This window comes from Acidovorax sp. DW039 (genome assembly GCF_037101375.1).
Lineage (GTDB): Bacteria > Pseudomonadota > Gammaproteobacteria > Burkholderiales > Burkholderiaceae_C > Acidovorax.
The window spans coordinates 1,083,264-1,102,990 of the sequence record NZ_AP029019.1 but is presented as its reverse complement, the minus strand read 5'-3'; the positions used below and the strand labels follow the sequence as shown (position 1 = coordinate 1,102,990).

20 protein-coding genes are annotated in these 19,727 nt (G+C 63.8%); 11 read left to right on the top strand and 9 right to left on the bottom strand.

Features of this window, described 5'->3' with window-relative positions:
- Positions 1-7 precede the first annotated feature (7 nt).
- The 9 genes from AACH87_RS04935 (at position 8) to AACH87_RS04895 (ending at position 10,548) form a co-directional block, all read left to right on the top strand.
- Positions 8-1,534 (top strand): sugar ABC transporter ATP-binding protein, encoded by a 1,527-nt coding sequence (locus tag AACH87_RS04935; protein WP_338798855.1) that lies wholly within the window; start codon positions 8-10, stop codon positions 1,532-1,534.
- 161 nt (positions 1,535-1,695) lie between these two features.
- Entirely contained in the window at positions 1,696-2,751 is a 1,056-nt protein-coding gene (locus tag AACH87_RS04930) for an ABC transporter permease (RefSeq protein WP_338797638.1), read from the top strand.
- 35 nt (positions 2,752-2,786) lie between these two features.
- The gene (gene yjfF, locus AACH87_RS04925; protein WP_338798854.1) at positions 2,787-3,785 is read left to right on the top strand and encodes a galactofuranose ABC transporter, permease protein YjfF; all 999 of its coding nucleotides are present in this window, start codon (positions 2,787-2,789) and stop codon (positions 3,783-3,785) included.
- A gap of 28 nt (positions 3,786-3,813) precedes the next feature.
- A complete protein-coding gene (locus AACH87_RS04920) occupies positions 3,814-5,547 on the top strand; it encodes an IlvD/Edd family dehydratase (RefSeq protein WP_338797637.1) in 1,734 nt (577 codons plus the stop codon).
- A 139-nt stretch (positions 5,548-5,686) separates the two neighbouring features.
- Positions 5,687-6,625: a dihydrodipicolinate synthase family protein gene (locus AACH87_RS04915; protein ID WP_338797636.1), complete on the top strand. Its 939-nt coding sequence runs from the start codon at positions 5,687-5,689 to the stop codon at positions 6,623-6,625.
- 34 nt (positions 6,626-6,659) lie between these two features.
- Positions 6,660-7,706 (top strand): 2-dehydro-3-deoxygalactonokinase, encoded by a 1,047-nt coding sequence (locus AACH87_RS04910; RefSeq protein WP_338797635.1) that lies wholly within the window; start codon positions 6,660-6,662, stop codon positions 7,704-7,706.
- Positions 7,703-8,356: a 2-dehydro-3-deoxy-6-phosphogalactonate aldolase gene (locus AACH87_RS04905; protein WP_338797634.1), complete on the top strand. Its 654-nt coding sequence runs from the start codon at positions 7,703-7,705 to the stop codon at positions 8,354-8,356. The genes AACH87_RS04910 and AACH87_RS04905 overlap by 4 nt, the downstream gene beginning before the upstream one ends.
- A 56-nt stretch (positions 8,357-8,412) precedes the next feature.
- Complete coding sequence (gene dgoD, locus AACH87_RS04900; protein WP_338797633.1) at positions 8,413-9,561, top strand: galactonate dehydratase; 1,149 nt, start codon at positions 8,413-8,415, stop codon at positions 9,559-9,561.
- 162 nt (positions 9,562-9,723) lie between these two features.
- Positions 9,724-10,548: an MBL fold metallo-hydrolase gene (locus AACH87_RS04895; RefSeq protein WP_338797632.1), complete on the top strand. Its 825-nt coding sequence runs from the start codon at positions 9,724-9,726 to the stop codon at positions 10,546-10,548.
- Here AACH87_RS04895 and AACH87_RS04890 read toward each other — a convergent pair.
- Complete coding sequence (locus AACH87_RS04890) at positions 10,508-12,013, bottom strand: PLP-dependent aminotransferase family protein (RefSeq protein WP_338797631.1); 1,506 nt, start codon at positions 12,011-12,013, stop codon at positions 10,508-10,510. The two genes, AACH87_RS04895 and AACH87_RS04890, sit on opposite strands and share 41 nt — an antisense overlap.
- Positions 12,014-12,164: 151 nt before the next feature.
- Here AACH87_RS04890 and AACH87_RS04885 point away from each other — a divergent pair, with 151 nt between their 5' ends.
- Together AACH87_RS04885 and AACH87_RS04880 are read left to right on the top strand one after the other, a co-directional pair.
- Positions 12,165-12,512, top strand: coding sequence for a DUF2917 domain-containing protein (locus AACH87_RS04885; protein WP_338797630.1), 348 nt, complete (start codon positions 12,165-12,167; stop codon positions 12,510-12,512).
- A 96-nt stretch (positions 12,513-12,608) separates the two neighbouring features.
- Positions 12,609-13,460 (top strand): DUF2243 domain-containing protein, encoded by an 852-nt coding sequence (locus tag AACH87_RS04880; protein WP_338797628.1) that lies wholly within the window; start codon positions 12,609-12,611, stop codon positions 13,458-13,460.
- A gap of 33 nt (positions 13,461-13,493) precedes the next feature.
- Here AACH87_RS04880 and hisD read toward each other — a convergent pair whose 3' ends face one another.
- The 8 genes from hisD to AACH87_RS04840 form a co-directional block, all read right to left on the bottom strand.
- Entirely contained in the window at positions 13,494-14,810 is a 1,317-nt protein-coding gene (gene hisD / locus AACH87_RS04875; RefSeq protein WP_338797627.1) for a histidinol dehydrogenase, read from the bottom strand.
- 22 nt (positions 14,811-14,832) lie between these two features.
- The gene (locus tag AACH87_RS04870; protein WP_338797626.1) at positions 14,833-15,186 is read right to left on the bottom strand and encodes a hypothetical protein; all 354 of its coding nucleotides are present in this window, start codon (positions 15,184-15,186) and stop codon (positions 14,833-14,835) included.
- A 110-nt stretch (positions 15,187-15,296) separates the two neighbouring features.
- On the bottom strand, positions 15,297-15,953 hold the full coding sequence (hisG, locus tag AACH87_RS04865) for an ATP phosphoribosyltransferase (protein ID WP_338797625.1): 657 nt from the start codon (positions 15,951-15,953) through the stop codon (positions 15,297-15,299).
- Positions 15,950-17,224, bottom strand: a complete 1,275-nt coding sequence (murA, locus tag AACH87_RS04860) for a UDP-N-acetylglucosamine 1-carboxyvinyltransferase (protein ID WP_338797624.1) — start codon at positions 17,222-17,224, stop codon at positions 15,950-15,952. The genes hisG and murA overlap by 4 nt, the downstream gene beginning before the upstream one ends.
- Before the next feature lie 81 nt (positions 17,225-17,305).
- On the bottom strand, positions 17,306-17,548 hold the full coding sequence (locus tag AACH87_RS04855; protein ID WP_338797622.1) for a BolA family protein: 243 nt from the start codon (positions 17,546-17,548) through the stop codon (positions 17,306-17,308).
- 90 nt (positions 17,549-17,638) lie between these two features.
- Positions 17,639-18,394, bottom strand: a complete 756-nt coding sequence (locus AACH87_RS04850) for an ABC transporter permease (protein ID WP_338797621.1) — start codon at positions 18,392-18,394, stop codon at positions 17,639-17,641.
- Positions 18,391-19,335, bottom strand: a complete 945-nt coding sequence (locus AACH87_RS04845) for an ABC transporter ATP-binding protein (protein ID WP_338797620.1) — start codon at positions 19,333-19,335, stop codon at positions 18,391-18,393. The genes AACH87_RS04850 and AACH87_RS04845 overlap by 4 nt, the downstream gene beginning before the upstream one ends.
- Positions 19,336-19,385: 50 nt before the next feature.
- Entirely contained in the window at positions 19,386-19,700 is a 315-nt protein-coding gene (locus AACH87_RS04840; protein ID WP_338797618.1) for an STAS domain-containing protein, read from the bottom strand.
- Between the last annotated feature and the right edge of the window lie 27 nt (positions 19,701-19,727).

Here is a 19,727-nt window from a genome sequence, read left to right as displayed (position 1 = left end):
CAGCCCCATGAACGCAGCGCACACCCAGCCTTTACTCCAGCTCACGGGCGTGCACAAGCAGTTCGCTGGCATTCCGGTGCTGCGCGATGTGCAGCTCAACCTCTACCCCGGCGAAATCCACGCTCTCATGGGCCAGAACGGCGCTGGCAAGTCCACGCTCATCAAAGTGCTCACGGGGGTGATCGAACCCAGCGGCGGGCAGATGCGCATGGGTGAGCAGACCCGCTGGCCCACCTCACCGCTGCAGGCGCAGCAAAGCGGCATCAGCACGGTGTACCAGGAGGTCAACCTGTGCCCCAACCTGTCGGTGGCAGAGAACATCTTTGCGGGCCGCTACCCGCGCTGCGGCTGGGCCCAGGGGTTTCGCATTGACTGGTCCCGCATGCACCGCAGCGCCAGCGAACTGGTGCAGCGCATGGGGCTGGACATTGATGTGACGCGGCTGCTGTCGGACTTTCCGGTGGCCGTACAGCAACTGGTGGCCATCGCACGCGCCATCAGCATTGAAAGCCGCATTCTCATCCTGGACGAGCCCACCTCCAGCCTGGATGAGGACGAGGTGCAAAAGCTTTTCCAGGTCATGCGCAAGCTGCGCGACGAAGGCATGGCGATTGTTTTCGTGAGCCACTTTCTGAACCAGGTCTACGCGGTGTCTGACCGCATCACCGTTCTGCGCAATGGCAGCTGGGTGGGTGAATGGAAGGCGAGCGAGCTGCCAGCGCAGGCATTGATCTCTGCCATGCTGGGGCGCGAGCTGGCCAGTGCAGGAGCGCAGACCCACGCAGCTTCAGTGCAAGACCCTTCCGTCCATGCCCTGGTGAGCACCCAGGCCTTGGGCAAGGCAGGCCAGATTCGCCCCATCGACCTGGACATCCGTCCTGGCGAAGTGGTGGGGCTGGCGGGCCTGCTGGGATCAGGCCGCACCGAACTGGCACGCCTGCTGTTTGGTCTGGAAGCGCCAGACCGTGGCGCATTGCATGTCGATGGCAAGGTGGTGACCTTTGCCAGCCCGATGGACGCGATTGCGCAGGGACTGGCCCTGTGCCCCGAGGAGCGCAAGACCGACGGCATCGTGGCCGAGCTGTCGGTGCGCGAGAACATTGCCCTGGCCCTGCAGGCGCGCATGGGCCTGGGCCGCTTCCTCTCGCACAGCGAGCAAACGGAGATGGCCGAGCGCTATGTACAGATGCTGAGCATCAAGACCGCCAGCGTGGACACGCCCATTGGCCTCCTGTCGGGGGGCAACCAGCAAAAGGCCATTCTGGCCCGCTGGCTGGCCACCGAGCCCCGTCTGCTGATTCTGGACGAGCCCACACGCGGCATTGATGTGGCCGCCAAGCAGGAAATCATGGACCAGATCCTGCGGCTGGCGCAGGCGGGCATGGCGGTGCTTTTCATCTCCTCCGAAATGAGCGAAGTGGTGCGCGTGGCGCACCGCATTGTGGTGCTGCGGGACCGGGAAAAGGCCGGAGAGCTGCCCGCGGGCAGTACCGAAGACGATGTGTACGAACTGATTGCAGCCGACCATGCATGAGATAGAGAACACCCCCCTGAGCCGCTTCGCGGCCTCCCCCCGCTCTCGCATCGCTGCGCGATGCGGGCAGGGGGACGCAGCCAGCACTGCGGGGCGGCCCTTGTGCGGCTGCCCGGGCCTAGGCCGCGCCAGTGGCACATGCAGCGCCATGGATGACTCGTATGTCTGAAGAACGTAATTCGCCCCACCTTATTACAGCTCTGCTGCGCCACCGTCTGGCTTGGCCCCTCATCACCCTGCTGCTCCTGCTCGGCGTGAACACGGCATTCAATGCCAGCTTTCTGCAGCTGGAGTGGCGCGACGGCCACCTCTACGGCAGCCTGATCGACATCCTCAACCGCGCAGCGCCGCTGGTGCTGGTGTCTCTGGGCATGACGATGGTGATTGCCACACGCGGCATTGATATCTCCGTAGGCGCGGTGGTGGCCATTGCCGCTGCCGTCACGGCCTGGATGATTGGTGGCTCGGTGTCTGGCGATACCAGCCGCTTCCCCTTGCCCGTGGCGCTGCTCGCGGGTCTGGGCGTGGGGGCGGTGTGCGGCCTGTGGAATGGCCTCCTGGTGGCGCGCGTGGGCATGCAGCCCATCATTGCCACGCTGATCCTGATGGTGGCGGGGCGCGGCATTGCGCAGCTGATCACGGACGGGCAGATCATCACCATCTACTACACGCCCTACTTCTTCCTCGGCAGTGGCTATCTGCTGGGCGTACCTTTCTCGCTGTTTGTGGTGGCAGCAGTTTTCGGGCTGCTGTACCTGGCCGTCACGCGCACGGCACTGGGCCTGTTTGTGCAGGCGGTAGGCATCAATCCTTCTGCCGCCCGGGTGGCAGGCGTGCAGGCCCGGCGCATCACGGTGGCGGCCTACACGTTTTGCGGGGTATGCGCGGGCATTGCGGGCTTGCTCATCAGCTCCAACGTCAAGAGTGCAGACGGCAACAACGCAGGACAGCTGCTGGAACTGGATGCCATTTTGGCCGTGACGCTGGGCGGCACTGCCCTCACGGGTGGCCGCTTCAGCCTGGTGGGCAGCGTGCTCGGTGCGCTCATCATCCAGTCGCTCACCTACGCCATCTATTCGCTGGGGGTGCCGCCTGAGATCAATCTGGTGGTGAAGGCCATCGTGGTGTTCGTGGTGATGCTGATGCAGTCGCCCGAATTCCGCGCACAGCTGGGCATGTGGGTGCGCAGGCCCAGCGGCCCGGGGGTTGCACCATGAGCGCCGTGTCACACACCGTAACCGCTGCTGCGCCGATGGATGCTGCGCCGCACGCACGAGGAAGCGGCTTGAAGCTGAATCGCAAATACCTGCCGCTCACCGCCACCGTGGCGCTGTTTCTGGCCATGGCAGTCACGGGGTCGGTCATGTACTCGGGCTTTCTTTCAGCCCAGGTGTTCCTCAACCTGCTGATCGACAACGCCTTCCTGGTCATCGTGGCGGTGGGCATGACGTTTGTCATCCTGTCGGGCGGCATCGATCTTTCCGTCGGCTCCGTCGTGGCGTTGACCACGATGGTGCTGGCCAGTCTGGTAGAGCACCACGGCTGGAGCCCCATTGCAGCCATACCGCTCGTGCTGCTCATGGGCACAGTGTTTGGGGCAGTCATGGGGTTCCTGATCGAAAGGTTCAGGCTGCAGCCCTTCATCGTGACCCTGGCGGGCATGTTCCTGGCACGGGGGCTGTGCTACCTCATCAGCATCGACTCCATCAGCATCACGCACGAGGGCTACTCCGAAATGGCCCAGTGGCGTCTGCCCATGGGTGAATCCATGTCGCTATCGCTGGGCGCGCTGATGGCCATGGCGGTGTTGCTCATCGCCATCTTCATGGCCCACTGCACGCCCTTCGGGCGTGCGGTCTATGCCATCGGCGGCAGCGAGCACTCGGCCGTGCTGATGGGGCTGCCCGTGCGCCGCACGCTCATCGGCGTGTACACGCTGTCGGGCCTGTGCTCGGCGCTGGCGGGGGTGGTGTTCACGTTCTACATGCTCTCGGGCTACGGCCTGCATGCCACAGGCATGGAGCTGGACGCCATCGCCGCTGTGGTGATCGGCGGCACCTTGCTCACCGGGGGTGTGGGCTACCTGGCGGGCACGTTGTTTGGCGTGCTCACGCTCGGAATCATCCAGACCCTGATTGCCTTTGACGGCTCTCTCAGCTCGTGGTGGACACGCATCGTTGTTGGCGTGCTGCTGTTCATCTTCTGTCTGCTGCAGCGCGTGCTGACGCACCGCTCTGCACAACGCACCTGATTTTTTGTTTCTCTCTCACCTCCCCACCATGACGACTCCCAAGCGCAAACTCCGCTCCACCGAATGGTTCGGCACGGCCGACAAGAACGGCTTCATGTACCGCAGCTGGATGAAGAACCAGGGCATTCCGGACCACGCGTTCGATGGCCGCCCCGTGATCGGCATCTGCAACACCTGGTCTGAACTGACTCCGTGCAACGCGCACTTCCGCAAGATTGCCGAGCATGTGAAGCGCGGCATCTACGAAGCGGGCGGCTTTCCGGTGGAGTTCCCCGTGTTCTCCAACGGCGAATCCAACCTGCGCCCCACGGCCATGCTCACGCGCAACCTGGCCAGTATGGACGTGGAAGAAGCCATTCGCGGCAACCCCATCGACGGCGTGGTGCTGCTGGTGGGCTGCGACAAGACCACGCCTGCGCTGCTGATGGGCGCGGCCAGCTGTGACGTGCCAGCCATCGTGGTCACGGGCGGGCCCATGCTCAACGGCAAGCTCGACGGCAAGGACATCGGATCGGGCACGGCCGTGTGGCGGCTGCACGAATCGCTGAAGGCAGGCGAGATCAACGAGCACCAGTTCTTTGCAGCCGAGGCAGGCATGTCCCGCTCGGCAGGCACCTGCAACACCATGGGCACGGCCAGCACCATGGCCTGCATGGCCGAGTCGCTGGGCACCTCGCTGCCGCACAATGCGGCGATTCCGGCCGTCGATGCCCGCCGCTATGTGCTGGCCCACATGTCCGGCAAGCGCATTGTGGAGATGGTGCATGAAGACCTGCGCCTGTCCAAGATCCTTACGCGCGAAGCGTTTGAAAACGCCATCCGTACCAATGCGGCCATCGGTGGCTCCACCAACGCGGTCATCCACCTCAAGGCCATTGCAGGCCGCATCGGCGTGCAGCTGGACCTGGAAGACTGGACACGCATTGGCCGGGGCACACCCACCCTGGTGGATCTGCAGCCCTCGGGCCGCTTCCTGATGGAAGAGTTCTATTACGCCGGTGGCCTGCCCGCTGTGCTGCGCCGCCTGGGCGAGAACAACTTGTTGCCCCATCCCGACGCCCTGACCGTGAACGGCAAGAGCCTGTGGGACAACGTGCGCGAAGCACCGCAGTACAACGACGAGGTGATCCGCCCCATCACCAACCCGCTGATTGCCGATGGCGGCATCTGCATCCTGCGCGGCAACCTTGCGCCGCGCGGCGCGGTGCTCAAGCCCTCGGCAGCGTCGCCCGAGCTGCTCAGGCACCGGGGCCGTGCGGTGGTGTTCGAGAACCTGGAGCACTACAAAGAGCGCATCGTGGATGAGAACCTGGACATCGACGAAACCTGCGTGATGGTGATGAAGAACTGCGGCCCCAAGGGCTACCCCGGCATGGCCGAGGTGGGCAACATGGGCCTGCCGCCCAAGCTGCTGCGCCGCGGCGTGAAGGACATGGTGCGCATCTCGGACGCCCGCATGAGCGGCACCGCCTACGGCACCGTGGTGCTGCATGTGGCCCCGGAGGCAGCAGCACTGGGGCCGCTGGCTGCCGTGCGCGATGGCGACTTCATCGAACTGGACTGTGAAAACGGCCGCCTGCATCTGGACATCAGCGACGAGGAACTGGCTGCACGCCTGACAGCCCTGCGGGGCGAAGACAAAGGCGGCCGGGGCGGCTACCAGCGGCTGTATGTGGACCATGTGCTGCAGGCCGATGAAGGCTGCGACTTCGACTTTCTGGTGGGTTGCAGAGGTGCTGCGGTGCCGCGCCACTCGCATTGATGTGGAGCCCCGCCCTGAGGCGCTGAGCGCTTCGGGGCCTCGCCCTACCCCAGCCAAACGCTACACATTTGATAGCTGCTTGCGCTTATCAGATAAGCGCTAGAGGTCTATTTCATTCAAACCCTGATCTACCCCCACCATGCCAGCCACCCATTCCCTCAAGAACCCTCGCTACCGCGGCATCTTCCCCGTGGTGCCCACCACCTTCCACGAAGACGGCTCGCTCGACCTCGACAGCCAGAAGCGCTGCCTCGATTTCATGATCGACGCCGGGGTGGACGGGCTATGCATCCTGGCCAATTTCTCCGAGCAGTTTTCCTTGTCGGATGCGGAGCGTGAAGTCCTCACCCGCACATCGCTGGAGCATGTGGCGGGCCGCGTTCCGGTCATCGTCACCACCACCCACTACGGCAGTCGCGTGTGTGCGGAGCGCAGCCGCGCCGCGCAGGACATGGGCGCGGCCATGGTGATGATCATGCCGCCCTACCACGGTGCCACCTTCCGCGTGCCGGAGGCGCAGATCTATGAGTTCTATGCCCGCGTGTCTGACGCCATCACCATCCCGATCATGGTGCAGGATGCGCCCGCCAGCGGCACGGTGCTCTCAGCCCCTTTCCTGGCGCGCATGGCGCAGGAGATCGAGAAGCTGGCCTACTTCAAGATCGAGGTGCCCGGCGCGGCCAGCAAGCTGCGCGAGCTGATCCGCCTGGGCGGTGACGCCATCGAAGGCCCGTGGGACGGCGAAGAGGCCATCACCCTGCTGGCCGACCTGGATGCCGGAGCCACGGGTGCGATGACGGGTGGCGCTTTCCCCGACGGCATCCGCCCCATCATCGAGGCGCACCGCCAAGGCGACATGGACCAGGCGTTTGCGCTCTACCAGCGCTGGCTGCCGCTCATCAACCACGAAAACCGCCAGGGCGGCATCCTCACCGCCAAGGCGCTGATGAAGGAAGGCGGCGTGATTGCCTGCGAGGCAGGTCGCCACCCCTTCCCTGCCATGCACCCCGAAGTGCGCCGTGGCTTGATCGACATTGCGCGGCGGCTGGACCCGCTGGTATTGCGCTGGGGGCGCTGAGCCCGTGGCCACAGCGCATGACCAGGGGCCGGACATGAATCCATCAGAGCCCCAACCCGCACTGATCTGCCTGGACTGGGGCACGAGTTCGCTACGTGCCTACCTGCTGGATGGAGCTGGAGAGGTGCTGGCACAGCAGCAGCGGCCCTGGGGCATCATGAACCTGCCCGAGCCGCTGGAGCATGCGCCCCCTGCCCAGGTTCCACCGGCCCAAGCCAATGACGCACGTTTTAAACACGCATTGCAAGACACCTGCGGCCCGTGGATACAGGCCCACCCGCATCTGCCTTTACTGGCCTGCGGCATGGTGGGCAGCGCACAGGGCTGGCGTGAAGCGCCTTACCTGGCGTCACCCACCACACTCGGCGGCCTGGCGCAAAGTCTGGGGGTGGTAACACGCCACCAGGGCATGCCTCTGCACATCGTGCCCGGCTTGCTGCAAAGCGGTAGCCTGCCGAACGTGATGCGGGGTGAAGAAACGCAAGTGCTGGGGGTGCTGGCCACGTGTGCCAACGGTGCTGAGCAGCCCTTGCTGATCGGACTGCCCGGCACCCACAGCAAATGGGTCCACGCACAGGGCCAGCAGATCCACCACTTCCTGACCTTCATGACGGGTGAGGTGTTTGCTGCACTGAAGAACCACACCCTGCTGGGCAAAACCATGCAACCAGCGCAAACGCCCGATGACGACGCCTTTCGCAAGGGCTTGCAGGTTGTGCGCTCAGGTGCCCATCCCGCCGGACTGCTGAGCCACCTGTTCAGCACACGCACCCTGGGCCTGACCGGGCAACTGCCCCCCACAGCGCAGGCGGACTACCTCTCTGGCCTGCTGATCGGGCACGAGATGGCAGGCCTTGCGCTGCACCTGCAGGCATCCACGCAGCCATTGCCCCAGGTGGTGCTGTGCGGTGAGCCTGACCTGTGCCGACGCTACAGCATCGCACTGCAATGCTGGGACCTGGGCACGCCCATGCTGGCCGCCAGCGCCACGGTGCGGGGCCTGTGGCGCATTGCGCTACAAGCCGGGCTGGTGGATGGGCACGCCAAACCGGCCTCTCTTACAGAAGGTACTTTCCAGTGACTCCGTTGTCTTCCCTGTTCCACACCGCCTTGCAGCAATGCGGGCTGGTTGCCATTTTGCGGGGCGTGCGCCCTGATGAGGTGGTCGCCATCGGGCATGCGCTGTATGCCGCAGGCTTTCGCCTCATCGAGGTGCCCCTGAACTCCCCCGATCCACTGCAGAGCATCCGCGCCCTGCGCAGCGCGCTGCCGCCGGATTGCCTGGTGGGTGCGGGCACCGTGACCAGCGTGCAGGCATGCGCCGAGGTGGCCTCGGCAGGCGGCCAGATCGTGGTGATGCCGCACAGCGATGCTGCCGTGATCCGCGCGGCCAAGCAGGCGGGCCTGGCCTGCGCGCCCGGCGTGGCCACACTGACTGAAGCCTATGCCGCGCTGGCTGCGGGTGCTGACGCCCTCAAGCTGTTCCCGGCAGAGGCTCTGGCCCCCAGCGTGCTGAAAGCATGGCGTGCGGTGCTGCAGCCCCCCGTGGCCCTGCTGCCTGTAGGCGGCATCACGCCGGAGAGCATCGCCCCCTATGCCAAGGCTGGCGCTTCGGGCTTTGGCCTGGGTTCCGCCTTGTACCGCCCGGGTGATGACGCCACGCAAGTAGCCACCCAAGCGCGTGCCTTTGTGAGCGTGTGGCATGCCGCTTATCCGACGAAAGCGCGCTGACACGCTGGCACCTGGGCAGATTCCAACACCCCTTTTCCCTCGATCCTTCTGCATTCATGAAAATCACGCGACTGACCACTTTCCTGGTGCCACCCCGTTGGTGCTTTCTCAAGATCGAGACGGACGAAGGGATCACCGGCTGGGGAGAACCTGTTCTGGAGGGGCGCGCGCACACCGTAGCCGCGGCGGTGGAAGAGCTGGGCGACTACCTCATTGGCAAAGACCCCCGCCATATTGAAGACCACTGGACGGTGCTGTACCGCGGCGGCTTCTACCGGGGCGGTGGCATCCACATGAGTGCGCTGGCCGGTATTGACCAGGCGCTGTGGGATATCAAGGGCAAGGCGCTGGGCGTGCCCGTGTGCGAACTGCTGGGTGGACGGGTACGGGACCGGATACGGGTGTACAGCTGGATCGGCGGCGACCGGCCCAGCGAGACAGCGGCCGCCGCCAAAGCAGCGGTGGCCCGCGGGTTCACGGCGGTGAAGATGAATGGCACCGAAGAAATGCAGTACGTGGACAGCTACGACAAGGTGGAGCGCTGCCTGCAGAACGTGGCTGCCGTGCGTGACGCCGTGGGGCCCCATGTGGGCATTGGGGTGGACTTTCACGGCCGGGTTCACAAGCCCATGGCCAAGATTCTGGTGAAAGAGCTGGAACCCTACCGGCTCATGTTCATTGAGGAACCCGTGCTGAGCGAGCACTACGAGGCACTGAAAGAACTGGCCCCGCTCACCTCCACGCCCATTGCGCTGGGCGAGCGGCTGTACTCGCGCTGGGACTTCAAGCGCATCCTGTCTGAAGGCTATGTGGACATCGTGCAGCCGGATCCCTCGCACGCGGGGGGCATCACCGAGACCCGCAAGATCGCCTCCATGGCAGAGGCCTACGACGTGGCGCTGGCACTGCACTGCCCGCTGGGGCCCATCGCTCTGGCGGCCAATCTGCAGCTGGATGGTGTTTGCTACAACGCGTTCATTCAGGAGCAGAGCCTGGGCATCCACTACAACGCCGCCAACGACCTGCTGGACTATGTGAGCAACCGCGAGGTGTTTGCCTACGAGGATGGCATGGTGACCATCCCCCAAGGCCCTGGGTTGGGCATTGAAGTGAACGAAGCCTACGTGCGCGAGCGTGCCGAGCAAGGCCACCGCTGGCGCAACCCGGTGTGGCGACACCGGGACGGCAGCTTTGCAGAGTGGTGAGGGGTGAGCCTGGCGTGGAAGCGCGCTTGGAGCGATAGCTGCCCGCCCACCTGCTCCACTCAATTGGGAATCAATGTGTCTTGCGTGTGACGGGCTTGATCTTGATCAACTCGCGCGAGCAGGGGTACTCATACAGTCGGGGCTTCACTCCTAAGCACTGCCATGGCCATCGAACTCTATCGTGACAAGAATCATGCATGTCTCATGTTCACCGATCTCATCGAAGAGGACGGTCAGGCGGTACAGGCCAACCAGTTCCTGATCGTGGACGATGACACCGGGGCCATCATCGACCCGGGCGGCAACCTGGCGTTCAATGAGCTGTTCATGGGGATGACCAAGCACTTTGCGCCCCACAAACTGTCGTACCTGATCGCATCTCATGCGGACCCGGACATCATCGCCTCGCTGGACCGCTGGATGACCAGCACCAAGGCATCGCTGGTGATTTCACGGGTGTGGGAGCGTTTCGCGCCCCACTTCACCAAGGTCGGCAAGACGGAGAACCGCGTGATTGGTGTGCCCGACAGTGGCGGGCATCTGCCACTGGGACGCCATGAACTGGTGCTGCTGCCAGCGCACTTCATGCATTCAGAAGGCAACTTCCACTTCTACGATCCGGTCAGCAAGATTCTGTTCACCGGTGACCTTGGCGTCTCCATGATGTCGGGTGCAGAAGCGGCACGCCCCATCACGGACCTGAAGCCCCATATCCCCCGCATGGAAGGCTTTCACCGTCGCTACATGGTGTCCAACAAGATCCTGCGGCTGTGGACGGCCATGGCGCGGCAGCTGGACATTGCCATGCTGGTGCCACAGCATGGTGCCCCCATCATGGGCAAGCAAGCTATCAACGACTTTTTCGACTGGATCGAAAACCTCAAATGCGGTATCGACCTGTTTGATGACCGTGCCTATCAGATCCCCAGCGCCTACATCGACCCCGTCACGCGGCAGATGCGCCCAGCGCTGCGTCAGGTAGGCTGACCGTCGCAGCCCCACCGTGGGGGCGGCTGGGCATCTCACTGGTCATCTGGCAGGCCAGTTGACCCACGCGCGCCAGCGCCTGCAAGTGGCGCGGCGTCCAATCCCCACCCATGCCGATGCGCAGGCAGTTGCGAAAGCGGCCACTGGCGCTGAACAGCGTGCCGGGGGCCACCAGAATGCGCTCCGGCAGGCACAGGTCGTGCAGCGCTGCGGCATCCATTCCACGCGGTAACTCCACCCACAACAACAGGCCACCCGGCGGGTCGCTTACCCGCGTTCCCTGCGGGAAATGCGTGGCGATGGTGCTGCGCACCGCCTCCATGCGGGCAGCCACAGCAGCACGCAGCTGGCGCATGGATGCGGCGTGGCCCGCCTGCGTGATCAGGTCTGCAAGCGCCAGCTCCAGCACGGCAGATTGCCCTCCAGCCTGCAGGTCCTTGATGCCGCGCAGCTTGTCGCTCCAGCGCCCCGCTTCCACCCATCCAAGGCGCAAGCCCGGGGCCAGCGTCTTGGAGAAAGAATCGCACAGCATCACATGACCGGAGGTGTCATAGGACTTCACCGCACGACGCATTTCGGGCACCTCCACCAGGTCGTTGTAGATGGCGTCCTCGATGACCGCAATGTCGTGCCGGGTAGCCATCTGAGCCAGCCGCTTGCGTTCCGCCAGGGGCATGCAGCTGCCCAGCGGGTTGCTGAGCGTGGGCACCAGCATGACGGCCTTGACGGGCTGGGTGTCGAGCGCGAGTTGCAGTGCGTCCAGCGACAAGCCATGGCGGGGGTGGGCGGGTATCTCCAGCGCCCGCAGGTGCAGCCCCTGGAGCACTTCAAGAAACGAGAAATGCGTGGGGGACTCCAGCGCGACCACATCCCCCGGTTGCGTAACGGCACGCAAGCACAGCGCAATGCTGTCCATGCAGCCGCCGGTGATCATGATGTTCTGCGGGTCCAGGCTGCACCCCAGGCCTACGGCATAGCGCGCCAGTGCACGGCGCGCGTCTTCATGCCCGGCCGAGGAAGGATAGTTGCACAGCAGATGCCGGTGGCGCTGCACCGAACGGGTCACGGCGCGACGCACGCGGTCCACATCGAACAGGTCTGGCCCTGGCGTGCCGCTGCTGAAAGACACCATGCCCTCGGGTTGCTGCCGCCCCAGGATGCGCTGGCCCAGCCAGTCCACCGACACTTCCCGTGGTCGCCTCAAGGGCCGGGGCGTAGACGGCTCTGGTAGCTGCACAGGGCGCGCTGCAACAAAAAATCCGGACCGGGGGCGCGCCACGATCAGACGCGCATCCTCCAGCCAATGGTAGGCCTGCACCACCGTGGTCTGTGCCACGCCATGCTGACGAGCCAGCTCACGCACGGACGGAAGCTTCTCGCCACGGGCCAGCGTGCCATTGCGGATCAGCTCCGTCAGTTGCTGGGCAATCTGCAGGTACAGCGGGGGTGCATCGGTCTGGGCCATACCGCATTCTGTACGGCATGCGCGCGCCTCGGGCAGTACAGAACGCCGCACACCCGGGCAGTACAGATGCGTCACTGCACGTCGCTGTACTGGTTCAGCTGGGTCCGATCTGCAACTGGCATGCGCCAGCCTCGAGCGGCACAGTGAAGACATGAACACCGCCACACTCCCCACACCCCAGCCCCCCGCCGCTCGGCGCTCCCGCAGCGAGCCATCCACCTCTGCACTGCCCCTCAGCCCTTCCCGCGGGGCGGAGCACTACACCTTGCAGAACACGCAGGCTGTTCAACACATCCATGTGCCTGCCAGGATGGCCGCTGTGATCCAGGTGGAGCAGGGTCTTGTCTGGCTGACTTGTGATGGGAGGCTGGAAGATCACTTCCTTGCTGCAGGCGAGTGCACCACCCTGCTGGGACCGGCCCGCTTGCGGCTGAGCGCAGAGGGCCCGGGTGTCGCCAGTTTTCATTGCACGCTGCAGAGCCAGCGGACAGTCGACTGAGAACCCCTCCTACCTGCAGACGGGGCGCATTCCGTCAATAGCAGGCTTCGTAGCGCTCCACGATCTGCGGCATCTCAAGCGCTAAGGAGTTGTGTGGTGGCATCCGTTGCAGTCCAGCCGCTGGCCCGTCGCTCACTCAGGTGGCCTGGCTTCTTTCTTGGATTTGCACTGGGAGGGTTCTTTGACGGCATCCTGCTGCACCAGATTCTGCAATGGCACCACCTGCTTTCCAACGTGCAGGGAGTGCGGGACATGCGCTGGCAGATCATGGCAGACGGGCTTTTTCACGCACTGATGTACGGGGTGGCTGTGCTGGCAATGGTGCAACTGTGGCGACGTCGCAGTGCGCTCATGCTCCGCACGGCCGGGCGCGCGCTGTGGGCGCTGGCGCTGCTGGGCTTCGGGGGCTGGCATATGCTGGATGGCACGCTCTCGCACTGGATTCTGGGCATCCACCGCGTCAAGGTGGACGCCGCACAGCCTCTGGTGTGGGACCTGGTGTGGTTTGTTGTGTTCGGTGTGGTGCCCGCTGTGGTGGGCTGGAGGATGTTGCGCAGAGGGGGCGGCACAGGCGGTTCTGGGTCTGGCTCGGGCCGGGGCGATGACCAGGGCACTATGGGCGCGGTTGCACCCACCGACTACTACCAGACGGGATCGGGAGCCGCCGTGGTGCTGGTGCTGGCAGCCCTGATCGCTGGACCAGTGGCAGCACTGCCTTCCGGTGAGCAGGATCAGGCGGTGGTGCTGTTTGCACCCGGCGTTACCCCCGCAGAGGCCTTCAACGCACTGGCCCGGCAGGACGCGCGGGTGCTGTGGGCAGACGCAGCCGGAGGCACCTGGGTGGTGCGCCTTTCCCCATCCCACAGCGCCAGCGCTCTGTACCGCGAAGGCGCCATGCTGGTCGGGCGCTCTGTTGCAGCCTGGGGCTGCGTGGGATGGGTGCGATAAGCGTGAACTTAAGCGTGAGCGCTTTTTACGCACTCAAACCTTCTTGAGGCGCATTTCTGCCGCCTGCGCGTGGGCCTGCAGCCCCTCGCCGTAGGCCAGCTCTGCCGCGATGGTGCCCAGCACCTGGGCGCCGGCTTCGCTCACTTCGATCAGGCTGCTGCGCTTCTGGAAGTCGTACACCCCCAGCGGAGACGAGAACCTGGCCGTGCCGCTGGTGGGCAGCACGTGGTTGGGACCAGCGCAGTAGTCGCCCAGACTTTCGCTAGTGTAGGCCCCCAGGAAGATCGCGCCCGCATGGCGCAGCAGTGGCTCCCAGCGGTGTGGATCGGTACTGGAAACTTCCAGATGCTCGGGCGCAATGCGGTTGCTGATGGCGCAGGCCTCTTCCATATCGCGGGTAAGAATCAGCGCGCCACGGCCCGTCAGGCTCTTGGCAATGATCTCTGCACGCGGCATGGTGGGCAGCAGGCGATCGATCTCGCGCTGCACCGCGTCCAGGTAGGCGGCGTCAGGGCACAGCAGGATGCTCTGGGCCAGTTCATCGTGCTCGGCCTGGCTGAAGAGGTCCATGGCCACCCAGTCAGGGGGCGTGGTGCCATCGGCCAGCACCAGAATTTCGGAGGGGCCCGCAATCATGTCGATGCCCACGGTGCCGAACACGCGCTTCTTGGCGCTGGCCACGTAGGCGTTGCCGGGGCCCGTGATCTTGTCAACCTTGGGCACTGTGGCCGTGCCATAGGCCAGCGCGGCCACTGCCTGCGCACCACCAATGGTGAAGGCGCGTGTGACGCCCGCCACGTAGGCGGCAGCCAGCACCAGCGCGTTCTTCTCCCCCTTGGGGGTGGGCACCACCATGATGATTTCTTGAACCCCGGCGACATGGGCTGGAATGGCATTCATCAACACGCTGGAGGGGTAGGCCGCCTTGCCGCCCGGCACGTAGATGCCCACACGATCGAGCGGCGTGACCTTCTGGCCCAGCAAGGTGCCGTCTTCGTCGCGGTAGCTCCAGCTCTCGCCCGTGGCTTTTTTCTGCGCCTCGTGGTACTTGCGCACACGGGCTGCAGCCGCCTGCAGAGCATCGCGTTGGGCTGCAGGAATAGCGTCGAAGGCAGCCTTGAGCTCTACCTGGGTCAATTCCAGCGCAGCCATGGAGGCTGCGTTCAGACCATCGAACCGGGCGGTGTACTCGAGCACCGCGGTATCGCCCCGCGACCGCACATCGGACAGGATGTCCGCCACGCGCTGCTCAATGGCCGCATCGGTGTCTGCAGACCAGTGCAGACGCGCCTTGAAAGCAGCTTCAAAGTCAGGTGTGGCGGTGGACAGGCGCAGGGGCGTTGCTTTCATGGTTCTCCAAATTCAGAGAGGTTTATTCAGTGTCTGCAGATACATCCCCGGTCTTGCGGTTGTAGCGCAGGGTGATCTTGTGAAGCTCACAGAGGTTGAAGCCTTCCCATTCAACCTCTGAGTCGTCATCAGTAAAGATGACCTTGATGTCTTGTACGCAATTCTTGGTGTCGCCAAAGCGGAAAGTCCGCGCCTGGCCATTGAGCAATTGATTGCGACCCAAGCGGTCTTTCCCCCAGCTGTCTTTCTGGGTGGGAGAGATATACACCTCATTGATGGCATAACCGGTGCGATTCACCAGAGTGAAATCCGCATCTGCCGCATACGCCAAGCCACTCAAAGCCAGAGCCGCAAAAACCACTGTTTTCTTCAACATGGAACCCCCACAGGATGATTATTTAGGACACGAAGAGACATTCTTCATGCGGTGGGGGATTGTCTGCTCAGCATCGCACATCACCAAGAAAAACTGGCGCAGCTTTTTCGTCAAGATGACTGGGGAATCGCCGAGGCAAACGCGTCGATGATGCGGCGCAGCCGCTCACGCTTGAGCTTGAGTGCGGCCTGGTTGACGACCAGATAAGAGCTGATGTCCATGATGCGCTCGACCTCGACCAGATGGTTGGCCTTCAGGGTATTGCCTGTGGAGACAAGATCCACGATCGCATCGGCCAAACCGGTCAGCGGTGCCAGCTCCATGGAGCCGTAGAGCTTGACCATGTCCACGTGCACGCCCTTGGCGGCAAAGAACTCGCGGGCGATGGAGGTGTACTTGGTGGCCACCTTCAACCGCGAACCCTGCTTGACAGCACGCTCGTAATCAAAGTCCTTGCGCACGGCCACGCTCACACGGCATTTGGCGATGCGCAGGTCCAGCGGCTGGTAGAGCCCTTGGGTTCCATGCTCAATCAGGGAGTCCTTGCCCGACACGCCCATGTCGGCACCGCCGTACTCCACATAGGTCGGAACATCCGAAGCGCGTACCAGCACCACGCGCACATCCGCATGGTTGGTCGGCAGGATGAGCTTGCGCGATTTTTCGGGGTCTTCCAGCACCTCAATGCCCGCAGCAGCCAGCAGGGGCAGAGTCTCTTCAAAGATACGGCCCTTCGAAAGTGCCAGGGTGATCATGTTGCTGCTCATGCTTTTACTCGTTCGATGTCGGCACCAATACCGCGCAGTTTGGCTTCCATGCAGTCGTAGCCGCGGTCCAGATGGTAGATACGGTCCACCATGGTTTCGCCATCTGCTACCAGACCGGCGATGACCAGACTGGCAGATGCGCGCAGGTCGGTAGCCATCACGGTGGCACCCGACAGGCGGGGCACGCCTTCCATCACGGCCACCTTGCCATCCACCTGAATTTTTGCACCCAGCCGCATCAACTCGTTGACGTGCATGAAGCGGTTTTCAAAAATGGTTTCTGTCACCGTGGCGGTGCCCTGCGCAATGCAGTTGAGCGCCATGAACTGGGCCTGCATGTCGGTGGGAAAGCCGGGGTATTCGGTGGTGCGAAAGCCCTGGGCCTTCAGCACAGCGCCGCCAGGGCTTTGCACGCGGATACCGCCGTCTACCGCCTGCACGGTGGCTCCGGCTTCGCGCAGTTTGTCGATGACGGCGTCCAGATGGTCGGCCCGCCCGTGGCGCAGCACCACATCACCGCCCGTGGCGGCTACGGCGCACAGGAAGGTACCTGCTTCAATCCGGTCGGCCACCACACGGTGGGTGCAACCGTGCAGTTTCTCCACGCCCTGGATGCGGATGCGGCTCGTGCCGTGGCCTTCGATCTTCGCGCCCATGGCGATGAGCATTTCAGCCAGATCCACAATCTCGGGCTCCTGGGCGGCGTTTTCCAGCACGGTCTCGCCTTCGGCCAAGGCGGCGGCCATCATGAAGTTCTCCGTGCCTGTCACCGTCACCATGTCGGTGGTGATGCGGGCACCCTTCAGGCGTGTCCAGCCTGCGGGCAGCTTGGCGATCATGTAGCCATGCTCCACCACAATCTCGGCCCCCATGGCCGCCATGCCCTTGATGTGCTGATCGACCGGACGCGAGCCAATGGCGCAGCCACCGGGCAGCGACACCGTGGCCTCGCCAAAGCGGGCCAGCAGTGGCCCCAGGGCCAGCACGGAGGCGCGCATGGTCTTGACCAACTCGTACGGGGCCTCTGGCGTATTGAGCGCGCTGGCGTCAATGCGCACCGTGCCGTCGTCTGACCGCTCTGCCGTCACGCCCATGTTGCGGATCAGCTTGAGCATGGTGCTCACGTCCTGCAGTTGCGGCACGTTCAGCAGCGTTACGGGGTCTGCGGTGAGCAGTGCGGCGCACAACTCCGGCAGGGCGGCATTCTTGGCACCAGATACCAGCACCTCGCCTTGGAGGGTGCGGCCGCCACGGATCAGGAGTTTGTCCATTTCAAAACCAAATCATTAGAAAAAACGCTTCCAGCGCCCATTGAATAAGCGCAGGCAGCTATCAATACAATAGCAAATCCATCAGGCTTGCTGGGCTGCCCACTCTGCGGGGGTGTACGTTTTCATGGACAGGGCATGCACCTCGTCGGTCTGCATGCGGTTGCCCAGCGTGGCGTACACCGCGCGCTGGCGTTGCAGGGTGCGCTGGCCCTCGAAACTGGCCGAAACGATGGTCGCATACCAGTGGCGGCCATCGCCTTCGAGCGTGATGTGGTCGCAAGCCAGGCCTGCGGTGATGATGTCTTTGAGTTGGTCAGCGGTCATGGCAGCGATTCATTGTGGGAGGTTACCTGGGGGCACTGGCGCAGCCCAAGCCATGGGACGGCGCTGTGCGGTTCAGGAGGGGGATGTTCATCAGTTTCTGATCTTGTAGCCCGTGCGCAGCAGGTGCACCGCCAGGGTACTCACCGCCAGCCATGCAAAGCCCACAATACCAAGGCTGACCCAGGGCGACACATCGCTCTGCCCAAAGAAGCCGTAGCGGAAGCCGTCAATCATGTAGAAGAACGGATTGAGGTGGCTGACCGTTTGCCAGAACGGGGGCAGCGACTGGATGGAATAAAACACGCCCGACAGGAAAGTCATCGGCACGATGATGAAGTTCTGGAAGGCAGCCATCTGGTCGAACTTGTCGGCCCACAGGCCCGCAATCAGCCCCAGTGTGGCCAGCAGGCCCGCGCCCATCAGCGCAAAGGCCACAATCCACAGCGGCGCAGCAAACTCGGGCCGCGCAAAGGCCAGCGTGACAATGAAGACACCCAGCCCCACCACCAGACCGCGCACGATGGACGAGCCCACATAGGCCACGAACCAGGCCCAGTGCGACAGCGGCGTTAGCAGCACGAACACGAGGTTGCCCATGATCTTGCTCTGGATCAGGCTCGACGAACTGTTGGCAAACGCGTTCTGCAACACGCTCATCATCACCAGGCCTGGCACCAGGAAGGCGGTGTAGCTGATGCGGTCGTACACCTTGACGTGGTCTTCCAGCACGTGGCCAAAGATCAGCAGGTACAACACGGCGGTCAGCACCGGGGCCGCCACGGTCTGGAAACTCACCTTCCAAAAGCGCAGCACTTCTTTGTAGAACAGGGTTTGCCAGCCGGTCATGCTGCGGCTCCTTGCGTGACAGCCGCGGCATTGCCAGTGCCTGCACCGGACATGACCTGCAGGAAAACGTCTTCCAGATCGGGGCGGCGAATCTCCATGTCCTGCACATCCACCCCCGCAACCCGCAGGGCCGCCAGGTGGCTTTCAATCTCTGCGGCATCGTGCGCGGGCAGTTGCACGATGCGCCCCGTCACCCGCGCCTGCTCAGCCAACGGGGCGGGCAGCGCCGCATCGGTCTTGAACTGCAACACGCTGCCGGATGCTGCCTTGAGCAGCTCGGAAGTGCGGTTGAGCGCGACCACCTGCCCCGCCTTGAGCATGGCAATGCGGCCACACAGGGCTTCGGCTTCTTCCAGATAGTGGGTGGTGAGCAGCACGGTGTGCCCTTCCTTGTTGAGGCGGGCAATGAAGTGCCAGAGCGTCTGGCGCAACTCCACGTCCACCCCTGCGGTGGGTTCGTCCAGCACGATGATGGGCGGCTTGTGCACCAGGGCCTGGGCCACCAGCACGCGGCGCTTCATACCACCGGAGAGCTGGCGCATGTTGGCGTTGGCCTTGTCGGCCAGGCCCAGGTTTTCCAGCAGCTCGTCAATCCAGGCATCGTTGTTCTTGACGCCGAAGTAGCCCGACTGGATGCGCAAGGCCTCGCGCACGTTGAAAAATGGGTCGAACACCAACTCCTGCGGCACGATGCCCAGCTTGCGGCGGGCATCGGCGTACTGGGTCTGCACGTCACTGCCATGCACCAGCACCCGGCCACTGGTGGCCCGTGCAAGGCCCGCCAGAATGCTGATCAGGGTGGTTTTGCCAGCGCCATTGGGGCCCAGAAGGCCGAAAAACTCGCCCTGCTCAATGTCCAGGCTGACTTGCTGGAGTGCTTGAAAAGGGCCTTTGGGCGTGACAAAGGTCTTGGAGACGGCTTGGAATGAGACTGCGGGCATGAGCCCTTGATTTTAAGGCCAGGGCCGTCCACGCGCTGGCCAGGGGCTGATCAGTGTGGCGAGGTCTGGGATGCGGCCGCCACCTGCAGCAGAGCATCCACGCCATACAACCCGGCCATGCCTTGCAGTGCCGCGGGCAGGCCCTGCACACCGAACGACACGCCTGCCGCCAAAGCCTCGCGGCGGAACTCCAGCAGCACCGCCAATGCCGAGGTGTCAAACACCTGCAAAGCAGAAGCATCCACCACGGCAGCACCCCCACCACTGACCGCCCGCAGAGATTGCAGCAGTTGTGCCAGACAGGCCGCAGCCTGCCGGTGGGTCAGCTCAGAGGGCAAGCGCAAGGCAGAAGATACAGGGGTCATGTCAGCGGACGGTTTCAGACAAGAGAG

Bases quoted from the DNA above. Each gene is read 5' to 3' on its own strand.
- AACH87_RS04935 (WP_338798855.1), top strand. From the start codon at position 8: ATGAACGCAGCGCACACCCAGCCTTTACTCCAGCTCACGGGCGTGCAC.
- AACH87_RS04930 (WP_338797638.1), top strand. From the start codon at position 1,696: ATGTCTGAAGAACGTAATTCGCCCCACCTTATTACAGCTCTGCTGCGC.
- yjfF (WP_338798854.1), top strand. From the start codon at position 2,787: ATGGATGCTGCGCCGCACGCACGAGGAAGCGGCTTGAAGCTGAATCGC.
- AACH87_RS04920 (WP_338797637.1), top strand. From the start codon at position 3,814: ATGACGACTCCCAAGCGCAAACTCCGCTCCACCGAATGGTTCGGCACG.
- AACH87_RS04915 (WP_338797636.1), top strand. From the start codon at position 5,687: ATGCCAGCCACCCATTCCCTCAAGAACCCTCGCTACCGCGGCATCTTC.
- AACH87_RS04910 (WP_338797635.1), top strand. From the start codon at position 6,660: ATGAATCCATCAGAGCCCCAACCCGCACTGATCTGCCTGGACTGGGGC.
- dgoD (WP_338797633.1), top strand. From the start codon at position 8,413: ATGAAAATCACGCGACTGACCACTTTCCTGGTGCCACCCCGTTGGTGC.
- AACH87_RS04895 (WP_338797632.1), top strand. From the start codon at position 9,724: ATGGCCATCGAACTCTATCGTGACAAGAATCATGCATGTCTCATGTTC.
- AACH87_RS04890 (WP_338797631.1), bottom strand. From the start codon at position 12,013: ATGGCCCAGACCGATGCACCCCCGCTGTACCTGCAGATTGCCCAGCAA.
- AACH87_RS04885 (WP_338797630.1), top strand. From the start codon at position 12,165: ATGAACACCGCCACACTCCCCACACCCCAGCCCCCCGCCGCTCGGCGC.
- hisD (WP_338797627.1), bottom strand. From the start codon at position 14,810: ATGAAAGCAACGCCCCTGCGCCTGTCCACCGCCACACCTGACTTTGAA.
- AACH87_RS04870 (WP_338797626.1), bottom strand. From the start codon at position 15,186: ATGTTGAAGAAAACAGTGGTTTTTGCGGCTCTGGCTTTGAGTGGCTTG.
- hisG (WP_338797625.1), bottom strand. From the start codon at position 15,953: ATGAGCAGCAACATGATCACCCTGGCACTTTCGAAGGGCCGTATCTTT.
- murA (WP_338797624.1), bottom strand. From the start codon at position 17,224: ATGGACAAACTCCTGATCCGTGGCGGCCGCACCCTCCAAGGCGAGGTG.
- AACH87_RS04855 (WP_338797622.1), bottom strand. From the start codon at position 17,548: ATGACCGCTGACCAACTCAAAGACATCATCACCGCAGGCCTGGCTTGC.
- AACH87_RS04850 (WP_338797621.1), bottom strand. From the start codon at position 18,394: ATGACCGGCTGGCAAACCCTGTTCTACAAAGAAGTGCTGCGCTTTTGG.
- AACH87_RS04845 (WP_338797620.1), bottom strand. From the start codon at position 19,335: ATGCCCGCAGTCTCATTCCAAGCCGTCTCCAAGACCTTTGTCACGCCC.
- AACH87_RS04840 (WP_338797618.1), bottom strand. From the start codon at position 19,700: ATGACCCCTGTATCTTCTGCCTTGCGCTTGCCCTCTGAGCTGACCCAC.